Source organism: Streptomyces sp. NPDC045955 (genome assembly GCF_056430805.1).
Genome location: NZ_JBWKKY010000018.1, coordinates 39,893 through 52,911, shown reverse-complemented (window position 1 = coordinate 52,911; position 13,019 = coordinate 39,893). Strand labels below are relative to the sequence as shown.

The window sequence follows — 13,019 nt, the reverse complement described above, 5'->3', positions numbered from 1 at the left end:
GCCGCGGGTGCGGAGAATTGGCCTCCGCGGCCCGCGGATTCCCGAAACCCGCCTGGCCTGTTGGTAACCGACGGTAAATGCGAAGGTGTCCAACGGCCGAACTCGACACCCCTCCGATGAATTCGGCGACGGATTATCCGAGGGTGGTCGGCTCAGACGTCGCGCCGCACCAGGAAGCCGAGCAGGGACCGCAGTTCACCGAGGGCCCTGGTCTCCAGCGGCACCCCGGCGAGCGCCGACTCGACGGCGGCGACATGGCGCCGGGCCTCCGCCATGGCCGCCGTACGGCCGCCCGCCCGCTCGATCAGCTCAGCCGCAGCACGGGGATCGTCGCCCGTCTCCAGGAGCCCGGCGAGCCGGCCACCGTGCGGGGAGCCGAGCGCCAGCAGCACCGGGAGGGTCTTCTTCCGTTCCCGTAGATCGCCGTGGACGGGTTTGCCGGTGACCCGGGGATCGCCCCAGATGCCCAGCACGTCGTCGACGATCTGGAAGGCGATCCCGAGGTGCCGGCCGGCCCGGTCGAGCGCGGCGGCCGTCTGGGGGGCGGCGCCGCCCAGCACGGCGCCCAGCGCCGCGGCGCAGCCCAGCAGCGAGCCCGTCTTGTGCTCCGCCATCGCCCGGTACTCGTCCGGCCGGACCCGCTCCGGCCCCCTCCAGGGGCGGTCGGCGAACAGCAGGTCGTCCGCCTGTCCGCGCACCAGGTCGCCCAGCGCGACGGACAGCGTCCGCACGGCCGCGGCTCCGCCCGGCTGCCCGGCGAGGGTCTCGACGGCGAGCGCGAACAGCGCGTCGCCCGCGAGGACCGCGGGGCCCGTGCCATAGGCCTTCCACACGGCCGGGCGGCGGCGCCGGTCCGTGTCGCCGTCCATGATGTCGTCGTGCAGCAGGGAGAAGGCGTGCACCAGCTCCACCGCCACGGCCGCGGCCACCCCGTCCCGCCCGGACGCACCGGCCGCCTCGGCGCCGAGCACGGCGAACGCCTGCCGTACGCCCTTGCCGCCCGAGGCGGCGGCCGGGGCACCGCCGACCTCGCACCAGCCGAAGGAGTACGCGGCCATCTCGCCGACCCAGGGGTGCAGTCGGCCGACCGCCTCGGCGAGCGCGGGGCGTACCAGGGTGCGGCAGCGGTGGAGGATCCGGTGGGGGTCGGCCGAGAGGTGGGGGCCGAGCGTGTCGTGCTGCCGTTCGTCGTGTGGGGCCGTGTCCTGCCCTGCCGCCTCTACCGCCGTGGAGGACACCGTCACCGTGTCACCTCCGCCATCCTCGCCTCGACGGCCCCGATGTCCGGTATGCCGAGTTCGTCATACGCGCACGCCACCATCTTGCGGGCGTGCTGGAGGCCGATCCGCTCCAGCGTGCCGGCGAGCTCGGCCAGTTCGGCCGCCGTCTCGGCGCGGTCGCGGCCCAGCCGGGCCAGGGACTTGGCGAGGCCGAGCCGGGACAGCGCCTCCCCGCGCGGCTCGCTCATCTCGCGGAACTCCGCCAGGGCCCGCTCGTACAGGACGCGCGCCTCGGCGTAACGCCCGGCCCGGTACAGGACGTTGCCGCGCATCTTGTGGTTGTAGGCCAGCGCGCTGGACAGCCGCATCGAGCGGCACGTCGCCTCCGCCTCGCTCAGCAGCTCCAGCGCCCGCTCGGTGTCCCCGTCGCGCACCGACACGACGTCGGCCAGACCGCGCAGCGCCCAGGCGTGACCGCGACGGTCGTCGGCGCGCGCGGCGATCTCGGCGGACTCCTCGAACAGGGCGTACGCGGTGTCGTAGTCCCCGGTGTTGCGGTGCATCTGCGCGATGCCCTCCAGCGCCCACACCGTGTGCCGCGCCTCCCCGCGCCGCCGGGCCTCGGCGAGCAACTGCTCGTGCAGCCGGCCGACGGCCTCGTAGTCGCCCTGGATGCGGCCGGTCTCGGCCAGGCCCGCCAGTGAGTAGCCGCGCACGACGATGTCCCCGCCCCGTTCGCCGAGGTCCGCCGCTAGCTGGAGCAGCCGACGGGCCAGCCGGAACGCCCCGCGCTGCCGGGCCAGTGTGCCGCCGCTCCACAGCGCCCAGGCCATCGCCGCCACGTCTTCGGCCTGACGCGCGGCCCGGTAACTCGCCTTCCATGCCCGGTCCGCGTCCTCGACGCGGCCCAGCCGGCGGTGCGCCTCGGCCACCGCGAGTCCGGAACGTGCCGCCTCCCCGGGCTTCCCGGCGCGCTCGGCCGCCCTCAACTGCTCGGTGCCGGCGGCCAGGACGTCGGTCAGTGAGGAGTTGACGGACAGGGTGGTGAGCGCGCCCTGGTACTCCGGGGCGAATGCCTTGCCGTACATCGATGCCTTTCGGTCCGTATACACGCCATGTATACACAGAGCGTATACATGGCGTGTATAGAAGGGTGGAAACCTGCCCTGGCCACCAGGGCCAGGGCATCACCTGTTGTGGATCAAGACGTCGACGGCACGGACGGGGTTGCCTGTGAGGCGCAGATCACTGTGGGGGACCTCAGTGCTGACCGGCCTTCTGGGGAGTCGCCTCGCTCGGCCGCACGACGACGTGTCCCTCGCCCTGGAGCACCAGTTGGACGGCCTCGCCGGAGCCGCCGCGCAGCATCGAGCCGATGGACTGGGAGCGGTGCAGCGTGGTCTGGAGACCCGCTGTCCAGCCGACGATCGCGTCCGTGTCGACGTACACCGGATACTGCGGCGAGACCGGGATGACCAGCGGGTTGCCCTCGCAGATCAGGCCCAGCCTGCCGTGCCCGGTGAAGACGCTGTTGAACAGGCCGCCGCCGGTGATGCCGGCGCCTTTCACGGTCGCGATGCGGTAGGACAACGTGGCGTCGAAGCACAGGACGTTGCGGCCGTTGACCGTGAACTCGTCGCCGGGTTCGACCTCGACGATGAAGCAGTTCTGCGCTTCATGGGCGAACCAGGCCTCACCCTCTCCCCGCACCGCCATCAGCGGCAGTCCCTCCCCGGTGACCGCGCGCTTGAGCATGCCGCCCACGCCCTGGCCCTTGCGCTCGAACTGGAGACGGCCGCGGTAGGCGATCATCGCGCCCTGCCGGGCGAGCATCTCGCCGTTCACCGTGTAGCGGAGGCACTTGGCGTTCTCGACCGTCATGCCCGGTGCGACGGCCGGCTGTGCCATGTGCCTGCTGGAAAAGAGGTCACCCTTCATACGCGCATCCTCACCCGGAGCGTTCCCCTCCGCCAAGATCGAGGGCGAGTGACGGCAGGGCGTGCGAGGGCGCGGTGTCACCCGCCGAAGAGCTGCGTCCAGTACGTGCCCGCGCGGCCGCCGCCCGCGAAGCCGACCCCGAGGTGCGTGAAGCCGGGCTTGAGGATGTTGGCCCGGTGGCCGGGGCTGTTCATCCAGCCCTCCACCACCTCGGCGGGAGAACGCTGGCCGCAGGCGATGTTCTCGCCGATGGAACGCCGGGTGGAGCCCGCGGCGGCGGCCCGGTCCCAGGGCCGGCTGCCACCGGGCGCGGTGTGCGCGTAGAAGTCGCGGGCCACCATGTCCGCGCTGTGCGCCTGGGCGGCGGTGGTGAGCAGGGGATCGGCGGTCAGGGGCGGGAGTCCGGCGCGGGCGCGCTCCCGGTTGGTGAGGTCGGTGACGGCCGCCGCCACGCCGGCCAGCCCGTCCGGCGTGAGGGGCCTGGCCCACAGCGCGGTCCAGAAGGTGTCGCCGGTGGGGCCGTCGTGGACGAAGGCCACGCCGGTGTGGAGGAACGCCGGGTCGTGCAGCGTGCGGCGGGGCCCTTCCGCGTGCAGGCAGTACGCGACGAACTCGGCGGTGGTGCGCGGGCCGGACACCAGGTGCTCCCCGACGGTGAGGTACGCGTACCCGGCGCCGACGGCCCGCTGGTAGACCGACACGCCGTCCCGGCTCTCGACGCCGAGTCGTCCGGACGCGGCCATGGCCGCGGCGTGGGCCCGCGCCGCGGACACGAGCCGCGGGTCGAGCGAGACCGGTGGTGAACCGGCGGCAACGCGGGCGGAGTTGACCTGGGCGGCGAAGCCGTCCGGGTCGGAGGCCTGCTGTGCGGCGGCGGGAGGACCGGAGGCCCCGCTCCCGGCCGGGCGCCTCGCGTCCCGGACCGCCGTCGACCCGGAGGCGGGTGCCTGGGCTGCTCGCTGAGCCCCGCCGTCGAGCCGGCCCGCCCGGGCGCCCGGCCCGCCGGCCCCGACCGAGCCCGGCACGGGTGCGGGCGGGTCGTCCACGACGTCGACGCCGAAGTCCCGGGCGAGTCCGGCCAGTCCGTCGGCGTACCCCTGGCCCAGGGCGCGCAGCTTCCAGCGGTCGCCGCGCCGGTAGAGCTCCGCGAGCAGCAGGACCGTCTCCTGGCTGGGGTGCGGCGGGGTGAACCGGGCGAGCGGGCGGCCCGCCGCGTCGCTGACGTGCAGCGTGGGGGAGGGCAGGCGGCCGAGGGCGGTCCCGGGCTCGGCGGGGCTGACGGCGACGGTGACCCGGGTGGCGCCGGCACGCAGCCTCGCCGGGTCCACGGTGAGCGCGTCGCCCCGCAGCGCCGCTCCCGGCGCGGCCGGCTGGTTGTAGAAGACGAAGTCGCCGTCGCCCCGCACTTTTCCGCCGTCGTCCGTGACGAGCGCGGACACGTCGAACGGGCCGGGCACCCGGACGGTCACCGCCCCGCCCGGAAGCGGCAGATTGCCACCGGGGATCAACTCGTTCATCACGCCACCCTGCTCCTCGTCCTACCGGTCTCCCCGCGAGGACGCCGTGCCCCGACAACGGCCGTGGCGACGCGAGGGTTCCGCGTCAGCCCCGTCCCACAGCCATGAATTCGGCGTCCAGGCACGGCCGTAAGCCGGGGTCCAGGCACGGCCTTGAAGCCGGGGTCCTCGCCCCGCCGTGAAGCCGGGTCCATGCCCGGCCTTGAAGCCGGGGTCCTCGCACGGCCGTGAAGCCGGGTCCATGCCCGGCCTTGAAGCCGGGGTCCTCGACGGCCGTGAAGCCGGTGTCCACCCGCGGCCATCTCGAAGAGCGGAGGCCGGCACCTCCCGGACCGTCGCGGGCCTCGGGACCCCTGCACCGTGCCGGAGGCCCGCACCACTACCGTGTCGTACGCCGGGACGGCACGGAGTGCCGGGCTCGCTCCCGGTGGCTCCGCGACGCTGCGGGAACTCGCCCCCTGACACCGCCCGACCGTGCACACCGGCCGAAGGAGCCCACGATGCCCCGCCCCGCACGCCCCCGCGGCCGCACCGCCGCGGCCGCCCTCTCCTTGTGCCTGGCGCTGGGCTGCGCTTGCGGCGGGACACCCCAGGGGAACGAGCCGTCCCCGCCCGCCGGCGCCCCGGCGGCCGCCCGGAACGACGTGGTCACCTGGGCCTCCTCCGCCGGCCGCGTCGGCGCGGCGGTCGACGGCCGCGGCTACCGGCTGGTCGTGCGCACCAGCGTCGGCGGCACCGGCCTGAGGGTGCGGCTGTCCAACGCCTTCGGGGACCAGCCGGTGACATTCGGCAGCGTCCACGCGGGGCTCCAGCGCGACGGAGCCGCACTCGTCCCCGGCAGCAACCGGCGCCTGACCTTCGGCGGCGCCCGCTCCGTCACGGTCCCCGCCGGCGGCATCGTCTACAGCGACCCGCTGCCCGTCCGTGTCCCCGCCGCGAGCCCGCTCGTCGTCAGCCTCTACGTGCCCCGGGCGGGCGGGGTGCTCACCGGGCACTGGCTGGCGATGCAGACGTCGTACACCACCGACGGCGACCACACCGCGGAGGAGAGCGGCGCGCATTGGGCGCAGCGGACCGGCTCCTGGTTCTACCTCGACGCCGTCACCGTGCGACCCCGGCCCGCGGCGGGCGCCGTGGCCGCCCTCGGCGACTCGATCACCGACGGCTGGCACTCCACAACCGGCCTCAACCGCCGCTGGCCGGACTACCTCGCCCGCCGGCTGCGCGCTTCCCCCACGTCGAGCGTCGAGGGAGTGGCCAACGCGGGCATCGCCGGAAACAAGGTCCTGACCGCAGGCCCCGGACAGAGCGCCCTGAACCGCCTGTCGCGGGACGTGCTCCCACTGCCGGGCCTGCGCACGGTGTTCCTCTTCCAGGGCGTCAACGACATCAAGGCCGAGCCCGGCGCCACGGCCGACCAGCTCATCGCCGGATACCGCAGGCTGGCCGACCGGGTGCACGCGGCCGGGAAGTGTGTCGTCGCGGCCACCATCGCTCCCTACAAGGGCTGGCCGGAGTGGGACCCCGCCGGGGAAGCGGTGCGCCGGAAGGTCAACACCTTCCTCCGTACCAGCGGCGCGTTCGACGCGGTCACCGACTTCGACCGCGTTCTGCGCAGCCCCCACGACCCCGAGCGGATCCGCCCCGCCTTCGACGGCGGCGACCATCTGCACCCCAACGACAAGGGGATGCGGGCGATGGCCGACGCCGTCGACCTGGAGAGCCTCGACTGCGGGAGCCGGTAGCCGGGTCAGGGATACGCGACGGCCGGTACCGAAGCCCGGCCGGTCAGCCGGACGCCGAAGGCTCCGGAGTGATCAGGCCCTCCCGGTAGGCGACCGCCACCGCCTCGCCACGGCTCGACGCGCCCAGCTTGGCGAGGATGTTGGAGACGTGGACGCTCGCCGTCTTGCCGCTGATGAACAGCTCCTCGCCGATCTGCCGGTTGCTGCGGCCGAGCGCGAGCAGCCGCAGCACCTCCTGCTCGCGTGCGGTGAGCACACCGGCGCGCTCCTCGGCGTCCGGCGTGTCCGCCAGGCGGCCGCGACGGGCCAGGGCGTCCACGCGCTCCCGCAGCGGCGTGGCGCCGAGGCGATCGGCGGTCTTGCGGACCTCGCGGGCCTCGGCCGCCGCCTCCTCGCGACGCCCGGCCGCCAGCAGGGCCTCGGCGTACCGCAACCTGCAGCGCGCCTGCTCGTAGACGTCGCCGTAGCCGAACGCCGTCACCGCCGCCGACCAGGCGGAGGCGTCCGGCCCGGAGACGGCCCGGAGCCACTCCGCCTCCGCACGGGCCAGCCACGCCTGCCCCTCGGGCCCCTGCGGGGTGCCGTTCTCGCCGCGGGCCGCGGTGGGCCGCGCCAGTTCCACCAGTTCGGCCGCGGTGTCCGTCCAGCGCCGGGCCCCGGCCTCGTCACCGGCCGACCGCAGTTCGGCGGCCGCGTCGGCCACCGCGGACAGCGCCAGGGCGGCGAGCCGGACCGTGACGTCCGGGCGGTCGCCCGCCTCGTCGGTGAGGGCCGCCACCGTGGACCGGGTCCACCGCACCGCGTCCTCGGGATCACGGCGCAGCGCCGCGGCGTCGGTGAGCACGATGCCCGCGACCAGGGTGGCCATCCAGTCGAAGGGCCCTGCCAGCAGGGCACGCGCCCGGTCGGCGGCCGTCATGTCGCCCCGCGCCAGGGCGACGTACAGCGCGGGACCGACCGTGTACCCGCCGGCGGCCGGCAGCACCTCGGCATCGGCCGCCGCCGCCCGCACACACTCGTCCCAGCGGCCCAGCACCTGCAGCACCACCAGCCGCAGGTACCGCATCTCCAGGGGATACGGGGACGACAGCAGCCCGGCGCGCCGCGCCCGGTCAAGGCCCTCCGTCAGCCAGGGCACGCACTCCGCCAGCGCACCCGACTCGTAATAGCCCATGGCCAGGTTGAACAGGGCACGCAGCTCCACGGCCGCGTTGCCCGAACTCCGCGCCAGCTCCCGGGCCTTCAGCAGCCGCTCCCGGCCCTCGGGGCCGCGCCGCCCGTCTCCGTCGAAAACGGCCAGGGAGATCAGCAGGTCCGCCTGGGCATCGGTCACCCGCAGCTGCTCGGCCACGCGCAGGGCCCGCCGGGCGACCCGCAGCGCGGTCTCGTCGTCCCTGATGTGGCGTGCGGCCATGGCGTGGGTGGACGCCGCCCACACCCACGTGAGCGACGGAGGCTCCTCGGGGATCATCGCCAGGGCCTCGCTGCTGTAGGCGAACGCCGCCGTCAGGCTGTCCACGCTCAGCAGGTTCCCGGCGTGGGTGTAGCGGACCCTGGCGGCGAGCTCGGAGTCGGCGTCCTGGCCGAGCTCCGCCAGCGCGGACCGCGAGAGGGAGACCGCCCGGTGCACCTCACCGGCGTGCGCGGCCGCCGCCGAGGCCCGCAACGTCAGCGTCACCCGGTCGACGCCCCCGCCCTTGGGCCGCGCCTCGGCACCCACGGCCGGCCACAGGTCGAGGGCCGCTTCCAGGTGCCGGTGCTCCTCCGCCGGTGCCCCGACCCGCTGGGCGTGATCGGCGGCCTCCAGGGAGGCGGCCAGCGCCTCGGCGAGATCGTGGCTCTCCCGGTAGTGGTGGGCCCGCTCGGCAGCGCTCTCCGCGGCCCGGCCCTGCGCGGCGAGCAGCCGGGCGAACGCGCCGTGCAGCCGCGCCCGCTCCCCGGGGAGGAGATCGGCGTAGACGGCCTCACGGGCGAGGGCGTGCCGGAAGGAGTACGTGTCGTCGCCCCCGGCGACGAGCAACTGCCGCCCCACCGCCTCCCGCAGCGCCGACTCCAGCTCCTCCTCGGGCAACCCGACCGCCTGCCGCAGCAGCTCGTGCTCCACGCGGCGCCCGGCGACGGCCGCGGTCCGCAGCACCTGCTGCGCGGTGTCGGACAGCTGCTCGAAGCGGATCAGCAGCACCTCGGCCAGCCCGCTGGGCACGCCGCCGGACTCCGTGTCCGTCGCCGCGAGCAACTCCTCCGCGTAGAAGGCGTTCCCCTCGGCCCGCTCCACGATCCGACGCACCGTGGCGTCCGCCAGCGGGCGCCGTTCGAGGTGACGCACCAGCCGGGCCACATCGGAATCATCCAGCGGCTGCAGCTCCAGCCGCTCCACGGAGGGCAGCCGTATCAGCTCCGCCAGCAGCGGCCGCAGCGGGTGGCGCCGGTGCAGGTCGTCCGCCCGGTACGAGGCGAACACCGCGAGCCGGTGCCGCAGAACGCCCCGGGCGAGCAGGAACCGCAGCAGATCCCTCGACGACTGGTCGGCCCAGTGCAGGTCCTCCAGCACGAGCAGCAACGGCGCGGCGTCCGCCACATCGGCCAGCAGCCCCGCCATCCCCTCGAACAGCCGCAACCGCCCGTCGACGTCCCGCGCGGAGTCGGGCCCGGCTCCCAGCAGCCGCTCGACCACGGGATGAGCGGCCAGGGCGGAAGCGAACCGCTCGTCGGCGGCGAGCACGCCCAGGATCTCGGTGAACGGCAGATAGGGCAGCCCGACGTCACCGAGATCCACGCAGTGTCCGACGGCCACGGTCATGCCTGATGCGGCGGCCCGTCCCCCGACCTCATCCAGCAGCCGGGTCTTACCGACCCCGGCATCCCCGGCGACCAGCACGGCCCGCGCCTCACCCGCACGCGCACGCTCCAGCACCCCGGTAAGCCGCGTGAGTTCGGCATCCCTGCCGACAACGGGCGTGACAGATGAAGCGTGCGGCACAGGACCAACCTTCTTCTTTCAGGGGCGCGGGGAACTGCGCGATCAACCACACACCACCCGCGGCCGCCACCCAACAGCAACCCCCGAGCTCTTACGCCCGCAATATCCTCGCCCAGTCATCCGGCACCCGCCCCGCAGGCCCCGGCACCGGCTGATCCGCAGGATGACTCACCGGCCCGGCCAGCTCCGGCCCCGACTCGTACAGCTCGTTCGTCGAGTAGTCCCAGTACCAGACCTCACCCGGCTCGAAGCTCTGCACCAACGGATGCCCCGACTCCCTGAAATGAGCCGTCGCGTGCTGCGCGGGGGAACTGTCACAGCACCCCACGTGCCCGCACTGCGCACACCGCCGGAGGTGGAACCACCACCCGCCGGCCGCCTCGCACTCCGCGCACCCGCTGCCGCTCGGCGCAGCACCCGGGTCGATCCCGTTCTCACCACTCATGCCGACTCCTCCTCGACCGCTGTCAGCGGAAGCAGCACCTGGAACCGCGTGTCCCCCGGCTCCGACTCCACCTGGATCGTCCCGTGATGCTTGTTGACCACGATCCGCCAGGAGATGTCGAGCCCGAGCCCGGTTCCCTCACCCACAGGCTTCGTCGTGAAGAACGGATCGAAGATCCGCCCCCGGTCCTCCGCCGGGATGCCGACGCCCGTGTCCCGGAACTCCACCAGCAGCCGGTCGTGGTCCCGGGCCGTCCGCACGGTCAGCGTCCCTTCCCCGCCCGCGCTGTTCATCGCCGAGACCGCGTTGTCGACCAGGTTCGTCCACACCTGGTTGAGCTCCGCCGGGTACGCCGGGATCCTCGGCAGCGTCCGGTCGTACTCCTTGACGACCTTGATCTGCCGGCCGATCTTGCCCGACAGCATCAGCAGCGTGCTGTCGAGGAGTTCGTGCACGTCGGCGTTCTGGAAGGGCGCCCGGTCGAGCTGGGAGTACTGCTTGGCCGCGTCGACGAGATGCGAGATGCGCGTGGTCGAGTCGTTGATCTCGTCCATCAGCAGCTCGGTCTCGACCGTGTAGTTGAGCCACCCGATCGCGCTCGGCAGGAGCTCCTCGTCCACCGCCGCCGCGACCTGGTCCAGCCAGTCCTCGTCGAGACCGGCCTGGACGAAGGCGGGCGCGATCCGCCAGCCGTCCGGGATGCCGTGGTCGTCGAGCCAGTCGGTGAGCGCGTCCTCCCGGTCGGAGGCCTCCAGCGGACTCAGCGTCGGGGCCTTGGCGACGCGTTCGGCGGTGCGTTCCTGGATGTCGATGAGGTTCGCCATGACCTCGGGCGAGTAGGAGCCCTGCGCGATGATCGCCAGCTTGTGCCGCATCTTGCCCACCCGCTCCCGCAGTGTCGCGGTCGCCCGTACGGCCGCCGCCGCGGGGTTGTTGAGCTCGTGGGTGAGGCCGGCGGACAACGAGCCGAGCGCCAGCAGCCGTTCGCGCTGCCCGATGGCCCGCTGGGTGTTCTTGGAACCGAAGAAGAGCCCCTCCAGCAGATGCACCGCCATCGGGAACCAGTCCTGCATGATGCCCGCGAACGTGTCGGCGGGCAGCACGAAGAACCGCGTCGGCTCGGTGACGCGCATGGAGTTGTTGTAGACCTGCGGCACGCGGTCACCCAGATACGCCTGCATGGACCCTGCGTACACCCCGCGCTGGGAGGTCCGCGTCACCTCCACATCGTCGCCGCCGACCCGGCGGTACAGCACGACCGTGCCCTCCAGCAGCACGTAGAAGCAGGTGGCGGGGTCTCCCTCGGTGTAGACGGGGCCGGGCTCGAACGTCTCCACCCGTCCCTCGCCGCACAACCGCCCCAGCTGCTCGGGCGTGAGCTTCTCGAACAGGAACAGCGAGCCGATCTCCTGCGGGCTGCACGGCGCGGGCCGCCCGCTCACGACTGCTCCAGATAACGGTGGACGAGCATCACGGCCATGGCTCCCTCTCCGACGGCGGACGCGACCCGCTTGGCGGACTCGGAGCGGGCGTCGCCCGCCACGAACACGCCGGGCACACTGGTCTCCAGGTGGTACGGCGGCCGGTCCAGCTCCCAGTTCTCCGGCGGGCGGCCGTCGGGGGTCAGGTCGGGCCCGGCGAGGATGAACCCGCGCTCGTCGCGCAGCACCGTGCCGTCGAGCCAGTCGGTCAGCGGGGCCGCGCCGATGAACACGAACACCCACTGCGCGTCGACCTGCTCGGTCTCGCCGGTGTCCACGTCCCGCAGCGTCAGCCGCTCCAGGCGGCCGTCGCCGTGCGCTTCCTCGACGACCGTGCGGGCGCGCACCTGGATGTTGGGGGACTCCTCGATCTGCTGGATCAGGTAGTGCGACATCGACGCCGTCAGCGACTCGCCGCGCACCAGCAGCGTCACCGACTTGGCACCCCGCGACAGGTACATCGCCGCCTGCCCCGCGGAGTTGGCGCCGCCGACGATGTACACGTCCTGTCCCTGGCAGGCGGGGGCCTCCGTCAGGGCGGACCCGTAGTAGACCCCGCATCCGGTCAGGTCGTCGCAGCCGGGCGCCGACAACTGCCGGTAGGAGACGCCGGTCGCCAGGATCACGCTGTGCGCGGCGACCGCCGAGCCGTCCGAGAACCGTACGATCCGGGCGGCACCGTTGACCTCCAGCGCCGTCACCTCGCGCGCGGTGAGGATCTCGGCGCCGAACTTCGTCGCCTGCCGCCGGGCCCGGTCGGTGAGCTGGGCTCCCGACACGCCGTCGGGGAAGCCGAGGTAGTTCTCGATCCGGGAGCTCTGCCCGGCCTGCCCGCCGGTCGCCGACCGCTCCACCAGCACGGTCCGCAGCCCTTCGGAGGCGCCGTACACCGCCGCGCCGAGCCCGGCCGGGCCGCCGCCGATCACGACCAGGTCGTAGAAGTCGGCCGTCGGTGTCGTCGCCAGCCCGACCTGGGCGGCGAGGTCGACGGCCTCCGGCTCGACCAGCGGTGTCCCGTCCGGCGTGATCACCACCGGCAGCCGCATCCCGTCCGCACCGGCCGCGGCCAGCAGCCGCCGCCCCTCGGGCTCGTCGGAGGAGTACCAGCGGTACGGCACCTGGTTGCGGGCCAGGAACTCGCGCACGTCCGAGGAGCGCGCCGACCAGCGGTGCCCGACGACCTTCGTGCTCGGCACGGGCCGGTGGTCGCTGGACCGCCACGCCCGGAGCAGATCGTCCAGGACCGGGTAGAGCTTCTCCTCGGGCGGGTCCCACGGCTTGAGCAGGTAGTGGTCGAGGTCGACGACGTTGATCGCGTCGATCGCCGCGTTCGTGTCCGCGTACGCCGTCAGCAGCACGCGGCGCGCGCCCGGGTAGACGTCCAGCGCCTGTTCGAGGAACTCGATGCCGTTCATCTGCGGCATCCGGTAGTCGGCCAGGATCACGGCCACGAGATCGCCGCGCAGCTTCAGCTCCCGCAGGGCGTCGAGCGCGGACTGGCCGGACTCCGCGCGCACGATCCGGTACGACGCGCCGTACCGCCGCCTCAGGTCCCGGGCCACGGCCCGGGAGACCCCCGGGTCGTCGTCCACGGTCATGATGACGGTCCGCGCCGCATCGGCGGCCTGTGCCATACGTCCCCCACACCGGGCGGTCGATTCACGGCGCGGCGCCCCGGGGCACCGCGCCGACC

At 73.8% G+C, this 13,019-nt stretch carries 9 protein-coding genes; 1 reads left to right on the top strand and 8 read right to left on the bottom strand.

Going from position 1 to position 13,019, the window contains the following annotated elements; translation table 11 throughout:
* Positions 1–152 precede the first annotated feature (152 nt).
* The 4 genes from AC07F0_RS30485 to AC07F0_RS30470 form a co-directional block, all read right to left on the bottom strand.
* Positions 153–1,244, bottom strand: a complete 1,092-nt coding sequence (locus tag AC07F0_RS30485) for a polyprenyl synthetase family protein (protein ID WP_478983235.1) — start codon at positions 1,242–1,244, stop codon at positions 153–155.
* Positions 1,241–2,308, bottom strand: coding sequence for a tetratricopeptide repeat protein (locus AC07F0_RS30480; RefSeq protein ID WP_478983234.1), 1,068 nt, complete (start codon positions 2,306–2,308; stop codon positions 1,241–1,243). Before AC07F0_RS30480 ends, AC07F0_RS30485 begins: the two co-directional genes overlap by 4 nt.
* A 172-nt stretch (positions 2,309–2,480) precedes the next feature.
* Positions 2,481–3,158 carry an AIM24 family protein gene (locus AC07F0_RS30475; protein ID WP_478983233.1) on the bottom strand — a complete coding sequence of 226 codons (678 nt, stop codon included), beginning with the start codon at positions 3,156–3,158 and terminating at the stop codon, positions 2,481–2,483.
* A gap of 77 nt (positions 3,159–3,235) precedes the next feature.
* Entirely contained in the window at positions 3,236–4,675 is a 1,440-nt protein-coding gene (locus AC07F0_RS30470) for a CAP domain-containing protein (protein ID WP_478983232.1), read from the bottom strand.
* 500 nt (positions 4,676–5,175) lie between these two features.
* Between AC07F0_RS30470 and AC07F0_RS30465 the strand changes: the two genes are divergently transcribed.
* Positions 5,176–6,420 carry an SGNH/GDSL hydrolase family protein gene (locus AC07F0_RS30465; RefSeq protein WP_478983231.1) on the top strand — a complete coding sequence of 415 codons (1,245 nt, stop codon included), beginning with the start codon at positions 5,176–5,178 and terminating at the stop codon, positions 6,418–6,420.
* 43 nt (positions 6,421–6,463) lie between these two features.
* Here the strand turns inward: AC07F0_RS30465 and AC07F0_RS30460 are convergent, their stop codons facing one another.
* The 4 genes from AC07F0_RS30460 to AC07F0_RS30445 all read right to left on the bottom strand — a co-directional run bounded on the left by AC07F0_RS30460 (position 6,464) and on the right by AC07F0_RS30445 (position 12,960).
* Positions 6,464–9,400 carry a helix-turn-helix transcriptional regulator gene (locus AC07F0_RS30460; RefSeq protein WP_478983230.1) on the bottom strand — a complete coding sequence of 979 codons (2,937 nt, stop codon included), beginning with the start codon at positions 9,398–9,400 and terminating at the stop codon, positions 6,464–6,466.
* A 91-nt stretch (positions 9,401–9,491) separates the two neighbouring features.
* A complete protein-coding gene (locus tag AC07F0_RS30455; protein WP_478983229.1) occupies positions 9,492–9,845 on the bottom strand; it encodes a UBP-type zinc finger domain-containing protein in 354 nt (117 codons plus the stop codon).
* A complete protein-coding gene (locus AC07F0_RS30450) occupies positions 9,842–11,287 on the bottom strand; it encodes an ATP-binding protein (protein ID WP_478983228.1) in 1,446 nt (481 codons plus the stop codon). Before AC07F0_RS30450 ends, AC07F0_RS30455 begins: the two co-directional genes overlap by 4 nt.
* Positions 11,284–12,960: an NAD(P)/FAD-dependent oxidoreductase gene (locus tag AC07F0_RS30445; protein ID WP_478983227.1), complete on the bottom strand. Its 1,677-nt coding sequence runs from the start codon at positions 12,958–12,960 to the stop codon at positions 11,284–11,286. Before AC07F0_RS30445 ends, AC07F0_RS30450 begins: the two co-directional genes overlap by 4 nt.
* Positions 12,961–13,019 lie beyond the last annotated feature (59 nt).

What these genes read in the sequence shown, in the direction of transcription:
- AC07F0_RS30480 (WP_478983234.1), bottom strand. Translation starts at nt 2,308, where the DNA reads ATGTACGGCAAGGCATTCGCCCCGGAGTACCAGGGCGCGCTCACCACC.
- AC07F0_RS30475 (WP_478983233.1), bottom strand. Translation starts at nt 3,158, where the DNA reads ATGAAGGGTGACCTCTTTTCCAGCAGGCACATGGCACAGCCGGCCGTC.
- AC07F0_RS30470 (WP_478983232.1), bottom strand. Translation starts at nt 4,675, where the DNA reads ATGAACGAGTTGATCCCCGGTGGCAATCTGCCGCTTCCGGGCGGGGCG.
- AC07F0_RS30465 (WP_478983231.1), top strand. Translation starts at nt 5,176, where the DNA reads ATGCCCCGCCCCGCACGCCCCCGCGGCCGCACCGCCGCGGCCGCCCTC.
- AC07F0_RS30455 (WP_478983229.1), bottom strand. Translation starts at nt 9,845, where the DNA reads ATGAGTGGTGAGAACGGGATCGACCCGGGTGCTGCGCCGAGCGGCAGC.
- AC07F0_RS30445 (WP_478983227.1), bottom strand. Translation starts at nt 12,960, where the DNA reads ATGGCACAGGCCGCCGATGCGGCGCGGACCGTCATCATGACCGTGGAC.